This window comes from Mycobacterium simiae (assembly GCF_010727605.1).
Taxonomy (GTDB): domain Bacteria; phylum Actinomycetota; class Actinomycetes; order Mycobacteriales; family Mycobacteriaceae; genus Mycobacterium; species Mycobacterium simiae.
This window is the reverse complement of sequence record NZ_AP022568.1, coordinates 1,003,705-1,021,947: the sequence shown is the minus strand read 5'-3', so window position 1 is coordinate 1,021,947 and position 18,243 is coordinate 1,003,705. Positions and strand designations below refer to the sequence as shown.

Annotated in this window: 17 protein-coding genes and 1 pseudogene; 13 read left to right on the top strand and 5 right to left on the bottom strand. The window is 64.3% G+C overall.

Features of this window, described 5'->3' with window-relative positions:
- Positions 1-2: 2 nt before the first annotated feature.
- On the bottom strand, positions 3-1,484 hold the full coding sequence (locus G6N33_RS04620) for a cytochrome P450 (protein WP_044510464.1): 1,482 nt from the start codon (positions 1,482-1,484) through the stop codon (positions 3-5).
- A gap of 147 nt (positions 1,485-1,631) precedes the next feature.
- Between G6N33_RS04620 and G6N33_RS04615 the strand changes: the two genes are divergently transcribed.
- Together G6N33_RS04615 and G6N33_RS04610 are read left to right on the top strand one after the other, a co-directional pair.
- Positions 1,632-2,273, top strand: coding sequence for a TetR/AcrR family transcriptional regulator (locus G6N33_RS04615; protein WP_044510466.1), 642 nt, complete (start codon positions 1,632-1,634; stop codon positions 2,271-2,273).
- A 27-nt stretch (positions 2,274-2,300) separates the two neighbouring features.
- Positions 2,301-3,224 (top strand): SDR family oxidoreductase, encoded by a 924-nt coding sequence (locus G6N33_RS04610; RefSeq protein WP_044510468.1) that lies wholly within the window; start codon positions 2,301-2,303, stop codon positions 3,222-3,224.
- A 61-nt stretch (positions 3,225-3,285) separates the two neighbouring features.
- Here the strand turns inward: G6N33_RS04610 and G6N33_RS04605 are convergent, their stop codons facing one another.
- Both G6N33_RS04605 and G6N33_RS04600 read right to left on the bottom strand, forming a co-directional pair.
- On the bottom strand, positions 3,286-4,338 hold the full coding sequence (locus G6N33_RS04605; protein ID WP_044510470.1) for a DNA polymerase IV: 1,053 nt from the start codon (positions 4,336-4,338) through the stop codon (positions 3,286-3,288).
- Between the two features lie 9 nt (positions 4,339-4,347).
- Positions 4,348-4,959, bottom strand: a complete 612-nt coding sequence (locus G6N33_RS04600; RefSeq protein ID WP_044510472.1) for a TetR/AcrR family transcriptional regulator — start codon at positions 4,957-4,959, stop codon at positions 4,348-4,350.
- Positions 4,960-5,051: 92 nt separating this feature from the next.
- Here G6N33_RS04600 and G6N33_RS04595 point away from each other — a divergent pair, with 92 nt between their 5' ends.
- Positions 5,052-5,609, top strand: a complete 558-nt coding sequence (locus G6N33_RS04595) for an NAD(P)H-dependent oxidoreductase (protein ID WP_231382594.1) — start codon at positions 5,052-5,054, stop codon at positions 5,607-5,609.
- 536 nt (positions 5,610-6,145) lie between these two features.
- Positions 6,146-6,385 (top strand): redoxin NrdH, encoded by a 240-nt coding sequence (locus G6N33_RS04590; protein ID WP_044510476.1) that lies wholly within the window; start codon positions 6,146-6,148, stop codon positions 6,383-6,385.
- 60 nt (positions 6,386-6,445) lie between these two features.
- Here G6N33_RS04590 and G6N33_RS27350 read toward each other — a convergent pair.
- Positions 6,446-6,556, bottom strand: a pseudogene (locus tag G6N33_RS27350) (hypothetical protein); the annotation flags it as partial.
- Here G6N33_RS27350 and nrdI point away from each other — a divergent pair.
- The 7 genes from nrdI to G6N33_RS04555 all read left to right on the top strand — a co-directional run bounded on the left by nrdI (position 6,508) and on the right by G6N33_RS04555 (position 16,469).
- Positions 6,508-6,987: a class Ib ribonucleoside-diphosphate reductase assembly flavoprotein NrdI gene (gene nrdI / locus G6N33_RS04585; protein ID WP_044513057.1), complete on the top strand. Its 480-nt coding sequence runs from the start codon at positions 6,508-6,510 to the stop codon at positions 6,985-6,987. The pseudogene G6N33_RS27350 and the gene nrdI overlap by 49 nt on opposite strands.
- Entirely contained in the window at positions 6,957-9,122 is a 2,166-nt protein-coding gene (gene nrdE / locus G6N33_RS04580; protein WP_081662217.1) for a class 1b ribonucleoside-diphosphate reductase subunit alpha, read from the top strand. Before nrdI ends, nrdE begins: the two co-directional genes overlap by 31 nt.
- A gap of 300 nt (positions 9,123-9,422) precedes the next feature.
- Entirely contained in the window at positions 9,423-10,910 is a 1,488-nt protein-coding gene (locus G6N33_RS04575) for an FAD-binding oxidoreductase (RefSeq protein ID WP_081662218.1), read from the top strand.
- A gap of 239 nt (positions 10,911-11,149) precedes the next feature.
- Positions 11,150-12,052 carry an SAM-dependent methyltransferase gene (locus tag G6N33_RS04570; RefSeq protein ID WP_044510478.1) on the top strand — a complete coding sequence of 301 codons (903 nt, stop codon included), beginning with the start codon at positions 11,150-11,152 and terminating at the stop codon, positions 12,050-12,052.
- A gap of 64 nt (positions 12,053-12,116) precedes the next feature.
- A complete protein-coding gene (locus tag G6N33_RS04565) occupies positions 12,117-12,560 on the top strand; it encodes an MmpS family transport accessory protein (protein WP_044510480.1) in 444 nt (147 codons plus the stop codon).
- A gap of 77 nt (positions 12,561-12,637) precedes the next feature.
- The gene (locus G6N33_RS04560; protein ID WP_408632785.1) at positions 12,638-15,418 is read left to right on the top strand and encodes an MMPL/RND family transporter; all 2,781 of its coding nucleotides are present in this window, start codon (positions 12,638-12,640) and stop codon (positions 15,416-15,418) included.
- A gap of 127 nt (positions 15,419-15,545) precedes the next feature.
- Complete coding sequence (locus G6N33_RS04555; protein ID WP_044510484.1) at positions 15,546-16,469, top strand: NADP-dependent oxidoreductase; 924 nt, start codon at positions 15,546-15,548, stop codon at positions 16,467-16,469.
- Here the strand turns inward: G6N33_RS04555 and G6N33_RS04550 are convergent.
- Positions 16,453-16,944: an alpha/beta fold hydrolase gene (locus G6N33_RS04550; RefSeq protein WP_155945955.1), complete on the bottom strand. Its 492-nt coding sequence runs from the start codon at positions 16,942-16,944 to the stop codon at positions 16,453-16,455. The genes G6N33_RS04555 and G6N33_RS04550 overlap by 17 nt on opposite strands.
- Before the next feature lie 116 nt (positions 16,945-17,060).
- Between G6N33_RS04550 and G6N33_RS04545 the strand changes: the two genes are divergently transcribed.
- Positions 17,061-17,264: a hypothetical protein gene (locus G6N33_RS04545; RefSeq protein ID WP_163771467.1), complete on the top strand. Its 204-nt coding sequence runs from the start codon at positions 17,061-17,063 to the stop codon at positions 17,262-17,264.
- A complete protein-coding gene (locus tag G6N33_RS04540) occupies positions 17,261-18,232 on the top strand; it encodes an AraC family transcriptional regulator (protein WP_044510488.1) in 972 nt (323 codons plus the stop codon). The genes G6N33_RS04545 and G6N33_RS04540 overlap by 4 nt, the downstream gene beginning before the upstream one ends.
- The last annotated feature ends 11 nt before the right edge of the window (positions 18,233-18,243 follow it).

Genomic DNA, 18,243 nt, shown 5'->3' with positions numbered 1-18,243 from the left:
GGTCAGAGCGGACGCAACACGATCGGCATGCCGTCTTTCGGCACGGGCATGCCGCCGTAGTCCCACTCGCACTTGTAGCCCGGGCGGGGCGGCTCCAACCGGTACCGGCGCAGCAGGCGATGCAGAATCGTCTTGATCTCTAACTGCCCGAAGGTCATCCCGATGCACTTGTGGGCCCCGCCGCCGAACGGTGTGAAGGCGTAGCGGTGCCGTTTGTGTTCGTTGCGCGGCTCGGTGAACCGCTCGGGGTCGAACTTCAGTGGGTCAGTCCACAATTCGGGCAGTCGATGATTCACGCCGGGGTAGGCGATGACGTTGGTGCCCTTCGGGATGTAGTAGCCCAACAGCTCGGTGTCGCGCACGGTCTGTCGCATGGCCCACTGTACGGGAGTGACCAGCCGGATCGACTCGTTCATCACCAGATCGAGCGTCTCCAGCTTGTCGAGGGCATCGATGTCCAGCGGTCCGTCGCCGAGCCGGTCGGATTCTTCGCGGCAGCGCTGCTGCCACTGCGGATGCGTGGCTAAGTTGTAGGCCATCGTGGTAACCGTCGACGTCGAGGTGTCGTGGGCGGCCATCATCAGGAAGATCATGTGGTTGACGATGTCGTCGTCGCTGAACTTGTTGCCGTCCTCGTCTTCGGTTTCGCATAACACCGACAGCAGGTCGGTCCCGGGATTCGCGCGTTGTTCCTTGACCCGCTCGCGGAAGTAGTTCTCCAGTAACTCGCGCGCCTTGAGGCCGCGCCACCAGGTGAACGGCGGCACGGGCGTGCGGATAATCGCGTTGCCGGCGCGCGTGGTGATCGCGAACGCCTTGTTGACCTTGGTCACCAGCTCGTGGTCGGTGCCCGGCTCGTGGCCCATGAACACCATCGACGCGATGTCGAGCGTCAGTTCCTTCATTGCCGGGTAGAGCAGGAAGCGTGCGTCATTGGGCACCCAGTCGTTGGCGATCGTCTGCGAGACCACTCGGTCCATCTGCTCGACGTAGCTGATCAGGCGGGAGCGGATGAAAGCCTCCTGCATGATCCGCCGGTGAAACATGTGCTCTTCGAAGTCGAGCAGCATCAGGCCGCGATTGAAGAACGGACCGATTACCGGCACCCAGCCCTGCTGGGAGTAGTCCTTGTTCCGGTTGGAGTAGATGACCTGGGCGGCGTCCGGGCCCAGGGCCGCAATGCCCGGCAGCACCGGGGAATCCCCGAACACCACCGGGCCCTTGGTCTGATACAGGTGCAACAGATAGTCCGGGCCGCCGCGCAGCATCTCGATGATGTGCCCGATGACCGGCAGGCCCGCGTCGCCGACGGCGGCCTTGAGCCCGCTGCCCGGCGGCGGCTCGGCGAGCTTGCGCTCCGGGAAGTCGGTGTTCAGCAGCCTGCGCTCGACGATCCCCATGCCGGGAAAGTTGTTGATCGACGGCGTGAACCGGCGTCGTGCCTGGTCGAGCAGGTAATGCGGGGTGCTGATGGTGGCGGGCATGGACGCTCCTTTGCGGACCCTGAATCGGTGATATCCGTCACTTGACACTAACCTTCGACAAAAAGTTGACGGCTGTCAAGTTTGCTTTTTGTGCGCCGTGGTGCAAGGTCAGGGAATGCTTCGGACGCCATGGCGCAAGGCCGCGGGATGAGCGGCCATGCGGAGCGGGGCGAGCCAGCCACGCGGCGTCGCGGCGACAAACACCGGCAGGCGATCATGCAGGCGGTGCGGGAACTCCTGGAGGAACGCCCGTTTTCCGAGCTGTCGGTCAGCACCATCAGTCTGCGCGCCGGAGTGGGCCGATCCGGCTTCTACTTCTACTTCGACTCCAAATACGCCGTGCTCGCACAGATCGTCGCCGAGGCCACCCAGGAGCTGGAAGAACTCACCCAATTCTTCGCCCCCCGCGGGCCCGACGAGTCACCCGAGCAGTTCGCGAAGCGGATGGTGGGCAGTGCCGCCGCCGTCTACGCACACAACGACCCGGTGATGGCGGCCTGTAACGCCGCCCGCTACACCGACGTCGAAATCCAGGGCATGCTTGAGCAGCAGTTCGAGGTCGTGGTGAACGAGATCGTCGCCGTCGTCGAGGCGGAGATAAAGGCCGGGACCGCCAATCCGATCAGCGATGACATCCCGACCCTGGTGCGCACCCTCACCGGTACCACCGCGATGTTGTTGACCGGCGACCCAGCCTTCATCGGCCGCGGCGACGACGACATCGACCGTCGCGTCCGCCTTCTCGAGCAGTTATGGCTGAACTCCCTGTGGGGTGGCGGCCGGGGGTAGCCCGGTACCGTCGGTATCGTCACCGTCATGGCGCAGCGGAGATCCTCGCGTTACTTCGCGGGCAAGCGCAGTCTGGTCACCGGCGCGGCCAGCGGCATCGGCCGGGCCACGGCATTGCGGCTGGCGGCCCAGGGCGCCGAGCTGTTCCTCACCGACCGCGACGCCGACGGATTAGCGCAAACCGTGGCCGATGCCAGGGCGCTGGGTGCCCTGGTGCCGACACACCGGGCGCTGGACATCGCCGACCACGACGCGGTCGTGGGCTTCGCCAGGGACATCCACGCCACGCACCCGAGCATGGACGTGGTAATGAACATCGCCGGGGTATCGGCGTGGGGAACCGTGGACCGGCTGAGCCACGAACAGTGGACCAAGATGGTTTCGATCAACCTGATGGGTCCGATCCACGTCATTGAGTCGTTCGTCCCGCCGATGATCGCGGCCGGCCGCGGTGGGCACCTGGTCAACGTGTCGTCGGCGGCCGGGCTGGTCGCGCTCCCGTGGCATGCGGCCTACAGCGCCAGCAAGTATGGGTTGCGCGGCGTGTCCGAGGTGCTGCGTTTCGACCTGGCCCGACACCGCATCGGGGTGTCGCTGGTGGTGCCCGGTGCCGTGAAGACGCCGCTGGTCGACACCGTCGAGATCGCGGGCGTCAACCGCGACGATCCCAAGGTTGCTCGGTGGGTCGACCGATTCAGCGGGCACGCGGTGTCGCCAGAACGAGCGGCCGAAAAAATCCTCGCCGGCGTCGCGAAGAACCGATACCTCATATACACCTCCCAGGACATCCGGGCGCTCTACGCGTTCAAGCGGCTGGCTTGGTGGCCCTACAGCGTCGTGATGCGCCAGGTCAACGTCGTCTTCACCCGCGCCCTGCGGCCCAGCCCGGTGACGATGCAGGCCGCATGGCGGCCTGAGGAGGAGGCGGGCAATGAACTTCCAGCCCGGTGACGATGCAGGCCGCACGGCGGCCTGAGGAGGAGGCGGGCAATCAGCTTCCAGCCCGGCCCAGCTAGGCCGGCATCAGTAACTCGAGTCGCACCCCCAGTAACCGGACCGGCCGGTCGAGTTCGAAAAGGCCCAGGACGGTGCGCGCTGCCGCCACGATCACGGCAGGATCGGTGGTGGGCGCGGGCAGCTTGCGAATCTTAGTGCGGGTGTAGAACGTAGCGGTGCGCACGGTGACGGCTACCCGCGTGACGACACGGCCCGAAGCCACGACTTCCTCCAGTGCCCGACTCGCCAATTCCGCGATCGCGGAATCCATTTCGAAACGCTCGGTCAGATCGCGCGGGAACGTGACGACGTGGCTGCGGGAGCGCGGGACCCACGGTTCGGCACTGACCTCCGCGTCGCCGCCGCCCTTGGCCAGCAATAGTAGCCACAGGCCGGTCCGTGGCCCGAAGGTGGACGTCAGCAGCTCGGCGTCGCTGTCGGCAAGTACTCGGACCGTGTTAATATCCAGCGCCGCAAGCTTTTTCGCAGTCTTCGTGCCCACCCCCCACAACGCGTCGACCGGACGGTCGGCCATCACGTCCATCCAGTTGGCGTCGGTGAGTACAAAGACACCGTCGGGCTTCGCGAACCCGGTGGCTACCTTGGCGCGCTGCTTATTGTCGCTGATGCCGATCGAACAGGACAGCCTCGTTTCTGAAAAGATAACGGCGCGAATCTGTTCGGCGACTTCGACGGGATCGGCTGCCGTCACCGACATGTAGGCTTCGTCCCAGCCCCACACCTCGACCGGGTGGCCGAAATCCCGCAACAATCCCATCACTTGATCCGACGCCTCGTCGTAGGCGGCCGGATCCGACGGCAGGAAGGTGACTCCTGAATCTGGAGGACAGCGCCGGGCCGCGGTACGCAGCGGCATGCCCGCGTGCACCCCGAACTCACGGGCCTCGTAGGAGGCGCACGTGACGACCTTGCGCGCTTCGGTGGGATCGCCGCTGCCACCGACGATAACGGGCAGCCCGGCCAGCTCCGGATGGCGGCGCAACTCGACTGACGCGAGAAACTGATCGAGGTCGACGTGCAGGACCCATTTCGGTGCCGGTGCGTCCATGTGATCAGATCACCGGCCACATAGCTTGCGCGCCAAGCTCTCCCAGGCGTCGCCGAGGGTGTCGAGAGTGTGCCCGCCGTAATTCAGTTGGTGTTCAACGTAATCCACATCGAGCAGGGCCAGCAGCGCATCGGCCTGTACCTCGAGATCGCCGCTGGTTTGTGCAGCCTGTAATAGCACCCGCACGTGGGTGCGCTGCACCGCGGCCGCCCCGATGTGGCGGTTCAGCGGATCGCCCCTACTCGCCAACAGCAGTCCGTGGTGGGCGTGCACAAAGCACAGGCGAGATCGGCCGAAGGCGACCAGCCGATCCATCGGCGGCGCGTCGGGCCCCAGCGGCGGGGGACCGAAGAGGAACGCCTGCTGGCTGGCGCGTTCGTCCTCGTCGAGTAACACCATCATCAGGCCGGCCCGGCTGCCGAACCGACGAAACAGCGTGCCCTTGCCGACGCCGGCGGCCGCCGCAACGTCGTCCATCGTGACCGCGTCCGCACCGTACTGGCTAACCAGCCGCCGCGCCGCGTGCAGCAGCAACTCACGGTTGCGTGCCGCATCGCCCCGTTCCTGTGGCAGCTCGCGAGCCGACAGGGGCAAGTCGCCCAGCCGTTGGACACCGCTCATCACTGCACTTTAACGCCGATGGAATAAAACGGACTATAGTCCGCTTTATCCGTGCGAAGATGGCGACCAACAATCGAAGGGAAGATGGAGCAGTGGCACAGATCAAGGTCTTGGCGTTGGTGGGAAGTCTGCGGGTGGCGTCGCTCAACCGCAAGATCGCCGAACTTGCGGCTGAAGTCGCTCCCGACGGTGTCACCGTCACCGTGTTCGAGGGGCTGGGGGAGCTTCCGTTCTATAACGAAGAGATCGACGACGCGATGAACGCCGACGCCACGGCCCTGCCGCCGGTGGTGGCGCTGCGTGAAGCGGCGGCCGGGACGGACGCGGCATTGGTGGTGACGCCCGAATACAACGGGAGCATCCCGGCGGTTGTGAAGAACGCGATCGACTGGCTGTCGCGCCCCTTTGGCAACGGCGCGCTGAAGGACAAGCCGCTGGCTGTGATCGGCGGGGCCTTCGGTCGTTACGGCGGAGTTTGGGCGCACGACGAGACGCGCAAGTCCTTCGGGATCGCCGGGGCGCGGGTCGTGGAGTCGATCAAACTGTCGGTGCCGTTCGGCAGTTTGGACGGCAAGGCGCCGGCCGAGGACGCCGAACTGGTGGCCAATGTGCGCGATGCGCTCGGCAAGCTCACCGCCGAAGTGGGCTGACTTGGCCGTATCCAACAAGCCGGTCACCGGATGACCAGCAGCGTTCCCGCAAGTTAATAGCTAAAGCCGCCAGTTGGTGCTGGCGGCTTTGCTAGCGGTCGGCGGCGGCGGTGTCCCGCGCGAACCCCGGCGGGGTTGTCGGTGGCCCCTGCTATATCCGTAGTCATGAACGGGCCGAACCAACTTTGTGATCTGCGACACGCCGGGGTGGCAACACGCGGTAGGGCTTACGACCTGGGAATTTCAAAATTGTTATTCAGAACATCTTGTATCTCGAGATCTTGTCAGCCACTAGGTGTAGTGTTTCGAAGGCCGACAGATCCCAGGTTCAGCAAGCCAGTCAAGGCAGTCAGGGCCCAGAGAACCTCCCGTAATCGGCTCGAAGGTGCGAAGCCGAGCGCTTCGGTCCCCAGGGCCGTAGGACGGGAATCCTGGGGCTTGGCGGATCGCTGAAGATAGCGGAGATGCGGTGCCCCCAGCAGTTGCCAGTCCATAGCAAACGTCTCGACCTTCTTTCCCGCAGAGGAGCGGCTCCTATGACCATCACCGTGTACACCAAGCCGGCATGTGTGCAGTGCAGCGCCACCTATAAGGCGCTCGACAAGCAGGGCCTCGCCTACGAGACGGTCGACATCAGCCTGGACACCGAGGCGCGCGACTACGTGATGGCGCTGGGTTATCTGCAGGCGCCCGTCGTCGTGGCGGGCAACGAGCACTGGTCGGGGTTCCGGCCCGATCGCATCAAGGCGCTCGCCGGAGCCGCGCTGAGCGCCTAGCGCAGTAGATGAGCAAGTAAGGGGGTTGCGGTGCGATGGAGGTCACCGAACGCAACCTGAGTTGGATGGGTGACGACCCGCAGCGCCCGGCAGCGCCGGGCTCGCGATCGTCACTGGGTTGGATGGGTGACGACCCGCAGCGCCCGGCAGCGCCGGGCTCGCGATCGTCACTGGTCTACTTCTCCTCCGTGTCGGAGAACACCCACCGCTTCGTGCAGAAGCTGGGTGTTCCCGCCACGCGGATCCCCCTGCATGGCCGCATCGAGGTCGACGACCCGTATGTGTTGATCTTGCCGACGTACGGCGGCGGCAAGGCCACACCGGACATCAACAACGGCGGCTATGTCCCCAAGCAAGTCATCACGTTCTTGAACAACGAGCACAACAGGTCGTTGATCCGCGGCGTCATCGCGGCGGGCAACAACAATTTCGGCGCCGAATTCGCGTACGCGGGCAACGTGGTTTCCCGCAAGTGTGGCGTCCCCTATCTCTACCGTTTTGAACTCATGGGCACCCCGGACGACGTGGACGCCGTCCGGGCGGGCCTGATCGACTTCTGGAAGGAACAGACGTGCCACCAACCGTCGCTGCAGAGCCTGTAACCGCCGGCCCGCACGTGTTGCCCGAAGAAACGGACTATCACGCGCTGAACGCGATGCTGAATCTGTACGACAAGGACGGCAAGATTCAGTTCGACAAAGACGTACTGGCGGCGCGGCAGTACTTCCTCGAGCACGTCAACCAGAACACCGTCTTCTTCCACAATCAGGACGAGAAGCTCGACTACCTGATCCGCGAGAACTATTACGAGCGTGAGGTTCTCGACCAGTACTCGCGCAACTTCGTCAAGACGCTGCTGGACCGGGCCTACGCCAAGAAGTTCCGGTTCCCGACGTTTCTGGGTGCGTTCAAGTACTACACGTCCTACACGCTGAAGACCTTCGACGGGAAGCGTTACCTGGAGCGCTTCGAGGACCGCGTCGTCATGGTGGCGCTCACCCTGGCGGCCGGCGACACCACGCTGGCCGAGAAGCTGGTCGACGAGATCATCGACGGGCGGTTCCAGCCGGCCACCCCGACGTTTTTGAATTCGGGCAAGAAGCAGCGCGGCGAACCGGTGAGCTGCTTTTTGCTGCGCATCGAGGACAACATGGAGTCGATCGGGCGGTCGATCAACTCGGCGTTGCAGCTGTCCAAGCGTGGCGGGGGAGTTGCGTTGCTACTGAGCAACATTCGCGAGCAGGGTGCGCCGATCAAGAACATCGAGAACCAGTCGTCGGGTGTCATCCCGATCATGAAGCTGCTCGAGGACTCCTTCTCCTACGCCAACCAGCTGGGTGCGCGCCAGGGCGCCGGTGCGGTGTACCTGCATGCGCACCACCCCGACATCTACCGCTTCTTGGATACCAAGCGGGAGAACGCCGACGAGAAGATCCGCATCAAGACGCTGAGCCTGGGTGTGGTGATTCCCGACATCACCTTCGAGCTGGCGAAGAAGAACGAGGACATGTACCTGTTCTCGCCGTACGACGTCGAGCGGGTGTACGGCGTTCCCTTCGCCGACATCTCGGTGACCGAGAAGTACTACGAGATGGTCGACGACGCGCGCATCCGTAAGACCAAAATCAAGGCGCGGGAGTTCTTCCAGACGCTCGCCGAGCTGCAATTCGAGTCCGGCTACCCCTACATCATGTTCGAGGACACGGTGAACCGGGCCAACCCCATCGACGGCAAGATCACCCACTCGAACCTGTGCTCGGAGATCCTGCAGGTGTCGACGCCCTCGGAGTTCAACGACGACCTGTCGTATGCCAAGGTGGGCAAGGACATTTCATGCAACCTCGGCTCGCTGAACATCGCCAAGGCGATGGACTCACCGGATTTCGCGCAGACCATCGAGGTGGCGATCCGCGCGTTGACCGCGGTCAGTGACCAGACGTCGATCAAGTCGGTGCCGTCAATCGAGCAGGGCAACAACGAATCTCACGCGATCGGTCTCGGGCAGATGAACCTGCACGGCTACCTGGCCCGGGAGCGCATCTTTTACGGTTCCGAAGAGGGCATCGACTTCACCAACATCTACTTCTACTGCGTGCTGTATCACGCGCTGCGGGCGTCGAACCGCATCGCGATCGAACGGGGAAGGGCGTTCGGTGGTTTCGAGCGGTCCAAGTACGCCTCGGGGGAGTTCTTCGACAAGTACACCGAGCAGGTGTGGGAGCCGGTGACCGACAAGGTGCGTCAGCTTTTCGCCGATGCGGGGATTCGCATTCCCACCCAGGACGATTGGAAGCGGTTGAAGGAGTCGGTGCAGGCGCACGGCATCTACAACCAGAACCTGCAGGCCGTTCCGCCGACGGGGTCGATCTCCTACATCAACCACTCGACGAGCTCGATTCACCCGGTGGCGTCCAAGATCGAGATCCGCAAGGAAGGCAAGATCGGGCGCGTCTATTACCCGGCGCCGTACATGACCAACGACAACCTGGAGTACTACCAGGACGCGTACGAGATCGGCTACGAGAAGATCATCGACACCTATGCCGCGGCCACCCAGCACGTGGACCAGGGGCTGAGCCTGACGCTGTTCTTCAAGGACACCGCCACCACTCGCGACGTCAACAAGGCGCAGATTTATGCCTGGCGCAAGGGAATCAAGACGCTGTACTACATCCGCTTGCGGCAGATGGCGCTGGAAGGCACCGAGGTCGAGGGCTGCGTGTCCTGCATGCTGTAGGACACGCGGGCTCGAATCGCCGAGCCTGATCGCGGGATAACACCTCATCGCGGATACCTGCTGCCCGGTCACACTTCCGGTGCGGCTCCAGGTTCCTCCTGGCCGACCGTTTCCTCGTCGCACCCGGAGCGGCATGCATGGTGGTTGTCCGCGCTGTGCGGACAACCAGCGCGCTATCTGGGTAGACCGGCGGTGGCGACATCCCTAGCTTTGCAGCGGACAGTGGCTGCCGAAAAACGGCGCCTCGATGGTCCCCGCCATGGCGGTGTCCGCCCGGCTCGATCGCGCAAGGAAAAGAGGATGTACGCCGTGGTTTTCGGTTGTCCCCGTCTCTCGCCCGTACAACCGGAGGATGCCGCAGCCCTGGCTGCGGCGGTATCGGGCTCGGTTCTGCTGCCTGATGTCGCGGAATATGACGACGAACGCGCTGTTTTCAACCTCAACCACGAACTCAAGCCCGCTGTGATCGTGGTGGCGCAGTGCGCGACCGATGTCGTCGCGGCGGTCGCCTTCGCCGCGCGAGCGCATCGGCCGGTTGTCGTGAAAGCCACCGGTCACCAGGTCGTCGGCATGGCAGAGGGCGCCGTCCTGATCACTACCCGCCGGATGAACGACGTCGAGATCGACGCCGTCGGCCGCACCGCCAAAGTCGGCGCCGGGACGGTATGGGCAGAGGTGGTCCAGCAGGCCGCCGCGGCGGGGCTGGCGCCGCTGAACGGATCCAACCCCACCGTGGGAGTTGTCGGTTACACCCTGGGCGGCGGTCTGAGCCCTACCCTCGGCCGCTCGCACGGCTACGCAGCGGACCACGTGCGCTCGCTCGACGTGGTGACGGCAGACGGTGAATTGCGCCATGTCGACGCCGAATCCGATCCCGAACTGTTCTGGGCGCTGCGCGGTGGCAAAGGCAACTTTGGTGTGGTCACCAGCCTGGAGTTTGCGTTGTTCCCGGTGTCTCGCCTCTACGGCGGCGCCCTCTACTTCCCGGGGAAGCACATGGCCGACGTGCTGCGCGCCTGGACCGTTTGGCATCCGAATACACCGGAAACGATGATCTCCTCGTTCGCGGCCCTGCGGCTACCGCCGTTGCCCGAAATCCCCGAGCCGCTGCGTGGTGTGTTCACCGTGGCGCTGCGGATTGCCTACAACGGGACGGCCGAGGACGGCGAACGGATGATCGCGCCGCTACGGGCGGTCGCACCTTCCGTCCTGGACACCGTCGCGAAGATGCCGTACACGGCAGTCGCGTCGATCCACGACGAACCGACCGAACCATTGCCTTACTACGAGCGCAGCATCATGCTGCGAGAATTCCCTGCAGAGGCGCAGGACAAGATGGTGGAACTTGTCGGCCCGGACTCCCCAACCACCATGTGGATCGCCGAACTGCGTGCCCTCGGGGGAGCCTGGGACCGAGAGCCGTTGGTGCCCAACGCCGTAGCCACCAGAGGCCTGCCGTATGTCTTGTTGGGCGTCGAGGTCGGTCCGCTGGCCGAGGAACGGCGGCTCAAGGAATCGGTCGCGGAGCTGCTCGGCGGCATGGCGGCCTGGCAGGGCGAGCGGCGGCTGGTGAACAACCTGGCTCCTGAAGAAGCGGCCGACGCCGTCGCGGTCTACGGTCCGGAATCCTACGAGCGCCTGGCGCGCGTGAAGAAGATGTACGACCCGACCAACATGTTCCGCTTCAACCACAACGTGGTGCCGGCTGCCTGGACCGACGGTCGGGCGCATCCCGCGCGTCCATACTCCCACTATCCCACCGGTTTTCACCGCGGCACTTGTTCGTGATGTGACCCTCAATCGGTCGCCGGGTTCATGATGCAGCCGCATCGAGTTCTCCTGCGCGCGGTATCACGCGCTGGGCAGTGTCGAACCTAACTCACCCGCGCTTTCCGGCTATCGACCGCGCCATCCGGGTAGACCGACCCTCGCCGGAGCCCTAACTTTGCACCAGAAAGCGGCCTGAACGAGGGGAACTCGTTCAGGCACAAGGTGATTCCACAAGGTTATTCGAAGGGGGCGAACAAATGCCACGCAGCCACAACGATAGTTGGGACCTCAAGACCAGCGTGGGCGCGACCGCCACGCTGGTCGCTGCGGCGCGGGCGGTTGCCAGTAGACAGCCCGATCCGGTCATCCGCGATCCGTTCGCCGAGGTGTTGGTTCGGGCGGTCGGACTGAAACTGTTCACCCGAATAGTGGACAACGAAATCGATTTCTCTGACCTCGAAGTCGAGTGGATGCCGGACTACTTCGGCGTGCGGACCAGAACACTCGATGACTTTGCCCGCGACGCGTGCCGGGCTGGCATTCGGCAAGTGGTGATTCTGGCCTCCGGACTGGATTGCCGGGCTTACCGATTGGACTGGCCGCCGGCCACGACCTGCTACGAGATCGATCAACCCCAGGTCATCGATTGGAAACGACGCGTCTTGACCGGCTTGGGCTGGGCGCCAGCCGAGGGGCACCATTGCGTGGGCATCGACCTGCGTCAAGACTGGCCAACAGCGCTGCGGCAAAGCGGTTTCGATGACGCCCAGTCGACCGTCTGGATCGTCGAGGGACTTCTGATCGGATATCTCCCGCCGGAGGCGCACGACCGAATTCTCGACGCAATCACCGATTTGAGTGCTCCCGGAAGCCGACTCGGGGCAGATTACATCGATACCCCCAAAACCGATGCACTCGGTGAAAATCTGCGAAGACGCCACGCGGTATGGAATCAGTTGGACCCCGAGATCGACCTGCGCAGTGTGACTTTCGCCGGGCAGCACACAGACGCGGCCAAGTATCTGGCCGAGCGGGGGTGGACGACGCGCAGTGGCGAGATCGCCGACGTCTTCGCGGCGATCGGACGCCCGGCTCCCACCGCCGACGGATTGGTCGAGGTGGCGAGTTTCACCCGGATGCTGAGCGGAGTTCGCATTTAACGCGTCGCGCGGCGGTTGAATTCAGTCCGATTTTCGCTGTGAGTGCCCGAGGAGGGTCATCGTCATGGTCGCGTCTCTACGTCGGCGACTGGTCACCAAGCTGTGGCTGCCAACGCTGGTGGTCGTCGTCGCCGTGTTGGCGGGGTGCGTCATCGATTCCGCGCACAGAGTATTCGGCTCCCAGGACCGGACACGCAGCCCGGGCAGCAAGTTTTCGATAGCGCAATTCAATCCCAAACGCATCGAATACGACGTCTTCGGCGAATTGGGCGGGTGGGGGCGGGTCAGCTACTGGGACGTGAACTCCCACGCTATCGCCGTCGACCTGGCGACGCTGCCCTGGAGGCACACCGAAGTCACGGTGTTGACGACGGCGACCGCCGATATCACCGCGCAGGTGGCCGGAGGCAACGTCGGCTGCCGCATCATCGTCGACGGCCAGGTCCGGTCCGAACACACCGCCACGGGTGAGCACGCCGGGGTGTGGTGCCAGGTGCTGTCCGCATGAGGCGCAACGGCGTCGACGTCAAGGTCGCTAAACCCTTCCTTGTGCGGACCCTCCGCAAGTTCGCGGTGCCCGTAGTGATGGCGTGGGTCGGGCTCATGGTGGTGCTCAACGTGACCGTCCCGCAGCTGGAACCCGTCACCGAAGCGAACCGCGGACCACTGGTCCCGGTCGATGCGCCCTCGTCGCGGGCGCTCATCCACATCGGGGAAGTGTTCCACGAGTCGGACAGCAACAGCCTGGTGATGGTCGTGTTGGAAGGCGATCACAAGCTCGGCGAAGCTGACCACCATTTCTACGACGACCTGATCGCAAAGCTGCAGCGAGACAAGCATGTTCAATACGTCATGAATCTGTGGGGCCAAGGAACCACCGCCGCCGGTGTGCAAAGCAACGACGGAAAGGCGTCCTACACACTGGTACGGATTGCCGGTAACCTCGGCTCGGCGGTCTCCGACGAGTCGATCAAGGTTGTCCGAGATCTTGTCTCGCAGGCCAAGACTCCGCCCGGCCTGAAGGTGTACGTCTCGGGATCGGCTCCGCTGTCAGCGGACATGCTGCAGGCCGGTAACGAGAGCCTGATAATGATCATGTTCGTCACCATCGTCCTGATCACCGTGATGCTGCTGGTCGTCTACCGCTCGATGAAGACGGCGTTCCTGGTGTTGTTCATGGTGATGCTCGAGTTGAACTGCGGACGGGGCATCGTGTCCTTTCTCGCCTTCCACAAGGTCATCGGCATATCCGAGTTCGCATCGAACCTCTTGGTGTCGCTGATCCTCGGTGCGGGAACCGATTACGCGATTTTCTTGATCGGTCGCTACCACGAAGCGCGGCACGCTGGCGAAGACCGGGAAACTGCCTACTATTGCGCCGTCAACGGCGTCTCCCACGTCATCCTTGGCTCGGGTCTCGCGATTGCCGGCGCCACGTTTTGTCTGAAGTTCACCCGGCTCAACTACTTCAACACCTGCGGTATTCCGTGCGCGGTGGCCATGCTCACCGCCGTCGCGGCCGCTCTGACCTTCGGCCCGGCGGTGTTGGCGCTGGGCAGCCGGGTCGGGATATTCGAGCCGAAACACCGTTCCGGGACTGGGATTTGGCGGAAAGTGGGCACGCTGACGGTCCGGTGGCCCGGCCGGGTCCTGGTGGCGAGTTGCGTGGTGGCGCTGGTGGGATCGCTCACGCTGCCCACCTACCATCCCAATTACGACGACCGGATCTACATCGCCGACGACAGCCCATCCAAACAGGGGTACGCGGCCAGCGACCGGCACTTTCCGGTCAGCAGGCTCAACGGCGACATGCTGATGGTCGAATCCGATCACGATATGCGCAACAGCACGGACATGATCGCGCTGGACCGAGTGGCCCGCAGTGTGTTTCACACGCCCGGTGTGGGATTGATCCAAAGCGTCACCAGGCCGCTGGGGACCCCGCTCGAACATTCGTCGTTCACCTACACCATGGGCTCGATGGGAACGAAGATCAAGGAAATCCTGCCGTTCCTCACCGACCTCAACACCCGGCTCACCGAGATGGCCGACATCACCGAACGCATGACGGGGCTAATGCGGCATCAACAGGAATTGACGTCTCAACAGGCCGGCGCGGCTCATATCGCCGCCGAAGCGGCCCAGGGCATGAAGGACGTCACCGACGCGATGCGCGACAATATCGCCGACTTCGACGATGTCTGGCGTCCGATCCGCAGCTACTTCTATTGGGAGAAACACTGTTTCGACATCCCACTGTGCTGGTCGTTGCGTTCGCTGTTCGACGTGACCGACAAGTTCGACCAGCTCGACGAGCAGATGGACACAAACCTGAAAGCCGCGATGATCCAGGACTCGGTGATGCCGCAGTTGGTCGAACTCCTCGGTCGCAACGTCGACCAGCTCGAGCAGCTACACCGGGTGATCCTGGCCGAGCACAGTACGATCACGCCGCAGCTGACCCAGTTGGACGAGCTGAGCCGGCAAATGATGGATATGGGCTACGCGTTCGACAGTGCGAAGAATGACGAATTCTTTTATCTACCACCAGATGCGTTCAACAACCCGTCGTTTCGCATCGACCTGAAATTCTTTATGTCGCCCGACGGCAAAGCCGCACGGTACATGGTCTATCACGACGGCGAAGCACTCACGGAAGACGGCATTCACCACGACCAGACGTACCTGCCCGCCGCCGAGGAGGCGTTGAAAGGCACCACGCTCGCCGGCGCGCGGGTCTACCTCGGCGGCGCAGCGACGACATACTGGGATATCCAGGATGCGGCCGCGACGGATCTGATCATCGCGGCCACCGCGGCATTCGCATTGATTTTTTTGGTGATGCTGCTCATCACCCGGAGCATGATCGCGGCGCTGGTCATCATCGGAACCGTGGCGTTTTCATATTCGGGAGCGTTCGGTCTGTCGGTCCTGATCTGGCAACATCTGCTGGGTATCCCGATCAGCTGGCTGGGTCTGCCGCTCACCTTCATCGTCCTGGTGGCGGTCGGCTCGGACTACAACCTGCTGCTGATCGCCCGTTACCTGGAGGAAAGCAAGGCGGGCCTGAACACGGGTCTGATCAGAGCGGTCGCCAACTCCGGCAAAGTGGTCACCACCGCCGGTCTGGTGTTCGCCGTCACGATGATGGCCATGATCTCCGGCAAGCTGATCTCGGTCGGTGAAATGGGATCCACGATCGGGATCGGCCTGCTGCTCGACACACTGATCGTGCGTTCGTTCATCACCCCTGCCCTCGCCCGGCTGCTCGGGCCATTCTTCTGGTGGCCCCGCCTGATTCGCGCTCGACCGGCGCGTCTGCACGCCCAGCGGGCAGCGCCGGCCGAGTACGCAGTTGTCCCATGACCGGCGCGTTGTCGCATTTCGTGGACCGCGTGGCTCAATGGCCCTGGTGATCGCGCCGCGGAGGTGCAAACGTTATCGGCGTGATCCAACGAGGTCCATAGGGGGTCGATAGGGGAGTGAGAAGACGATGCAAGCGATCACCGCGCGCGAGCGCGCCGCCGGTTTCCGTGGGCTTGCTCTGGCCGAGGTGCCCTACCCGCATGCCGCCGAAAACGACGTCGTCGTCCAAGTGCATGCCGCCAGCTTCACCCCGGACGAGCTCGACTGGCCGGCCACCTGGACCGACCGCTCCGGGCGCGATCGGACTCCCGTCATTCCGGGGCATGAAGTCTCCGGCGTCGTCGCGGAATTAGGCTACGGCACAACCGGACTGACGGTGGGACAGCGAGTTTTCGGGATCACCGACTGGGCCCGTGACGGCTCACTCGCGGAGTACGTCGCGGTGGAGGCCCGCAATCTCGCGCCATTGTCGGCAGATGTCGACCACGCGCTGGCCGCCGCGTTGGCGCTGCCCGGGCTGACCGCATGGCAGGGGCTGTTCATCCATGCGCGCCTGGTCGCCGGCCAGACCGTTCTGGTTCATGGCGCCGCCGGTGGCGTCGGTTCCCTGGTGGTGCAGCTTGCTCGCGACGCCGGCGCGCGCGTCATCGGCACCGGCCGCGCCGAGCACCGGGACGTGGTCCTGGGCCTCGGCGCCGACAGTTTCGTGGAGCTGCGATCCGATCGCCTCGAGGAGGCCGGCCCGGTCGACGTGGTATTCGACGTCATAGGCGGCGAGATCCTCGACCGCTCAGCGCAACTGGTGCGCCCGGACGGCGTGCTGATCACCATCGCCGAGCCGCCCCGGGTCCGACCCGAGCACGGACGCGCCGTCTTTTTCGTCGTCGAACCCGACCGGCGGGCCCTTACCAGGCTGGAACGCAGGGTTCGCGATGGGCGACTGCACCCGGTCGTCAAGACGGTATGTGCGCTGGCCGAAGCTGCGGGGGCATTCGACCCGGCGCATCGGGGCGGTGGCAAGACCGTCATCACCATCACCGATGCGGACTAGTCGAGCTCAAGTCGAAATCGAGTACCGCCCGTGCGAATTGCGGTGGGTCGTAGTCGACCGCCTGGTGCCCTTGGCCGCGCAACGCGCCCACCGTGGCTCCCGGTACCAGCTCGGCGACGGCCGTCGCGGCCACCCGGAAATACGCGGGACTCTGGGTACCGAACAAGATCCGCAGTGGGGCGGTGATCTGGGCTAGCCGACTGGTGGCACGGTAGCCGCGAGCCACCGCGAGTTCGCGCCCGGCGGTGTGTGCGAACGAGGCGGCCAGATACGGAAACTCGCGCTCGGCAAGGTCTTTGACGGCTGCCCGGGGAAGGTGCAGGGTTTTGACGTAGAACGCTTCGAGTAATTCGCGCGGGTCGGTCGTCGTAGTGATGCGTGCGAGACCCTCCGGCGACCCGACGTCAAGGCCCGGCGACGGGATCGGCGGCCCCAAATACTCTGGCGGCGAACCACTCTGGTAGCAGCCGCGCACCGCTCACAATGCGCCATCCGCTCCACAGAAAAGGACACCGCTGACTCTCGACGGCATGGGTGGCGCCGAATGGTTGTTCTTTTTCCTGACCGTGACGACTCGACGGAAGGTACCGAATGAGACTTGGACTTCACCCGCCCCGGTGGACTTGCGAACGACCGCTCTTCGCGGGACCGCAACATTGGCATCGGGCCGCCGACCCGTTGACCGTCCGCACCGCATCGCCTGCCGCCACCGAGAGCGCCGGCCTGGACACCTGGGTGGTCGTGGCAGCGCCGCACACTGCGGTGCGGATCCGCGAACGGGGCGCGGCCTCATGATCGACGGATTGCGCGTCCGGACCGACACCACGGATCCCGACGACGCGCGCAGTCAGATCGCCGCTGTCTACTGTCCCCACCGCCTCACCGTCCGGGGCCGCGTGTCGGCGTTTCGCGCCCGGCATGCGGAGGGCGGCGGCAGCGGGCTTGGCGTTTACTCCCTGTCGTACGGCGCTGCCACCACGGTGCTCGAGTCGTCGACATTCGACGACTTCGTCTTAGTGTCCGAGCAGATCAGTGGGCGGTTCGTGGCCGGCGCGGACCACGGGGAGCGGGCCGTGTTGCCCGGCGGTTTCGTTGTGCTGGACGCCCACACGGCGTTTCGGCTGCGGTGGGAGGAGAACTGCAATATTTTTCACGTGCGCATTCCGCGCACGGATTTCGAGGCGGCGGTCGCCGAGTTCACCGGTGCGACCGAGCCGAGCCCGGTCCGAATCCCGACGAGCTGGCAGCCGTCCACACCGGGAACGTTGGCCGTGGCGAAGGTGATGAGATTCCTGCTCCGCAATGCCGGGCCGACCGGGCTGCTGGCATCGAGGTCATTGGTATCGGCACAGATGTCTCGAATGTTGGTAGCGAGCATCGTCGAGGCCTACCCCGGCCTTAGTCACACGGCCGACGCGGGCGGCGGTGCCGTGCGGCCGCCGGCGGTGCGGCGCGCGCTCGCTTACCTCGACGACTTCGCGGCCGAGGACATCCGGATCAGCGACGTGGCGGCCGCCGCGCGGTTGAGCACTCGTGCGCTTCAGGAAGCCTTCCGTAAGCACCTGGACACGACTCCGATGGCCCATCTGAAATCGATCAGACTGGCTCGGGCGCACGCGGATCTGCGGCGGTCGGCTGTCGAGGACGGGACGACCGTCGCGGCCGTCGCATACCGCTGGGGGTTTGGCAATCTGGGCCGGTTCGCGGCCGACTACCGGCGGGAATTCGGCCGCTCGCCCAGTGAGGTACTGCGTGGGCGGTAGTGACACGGCCT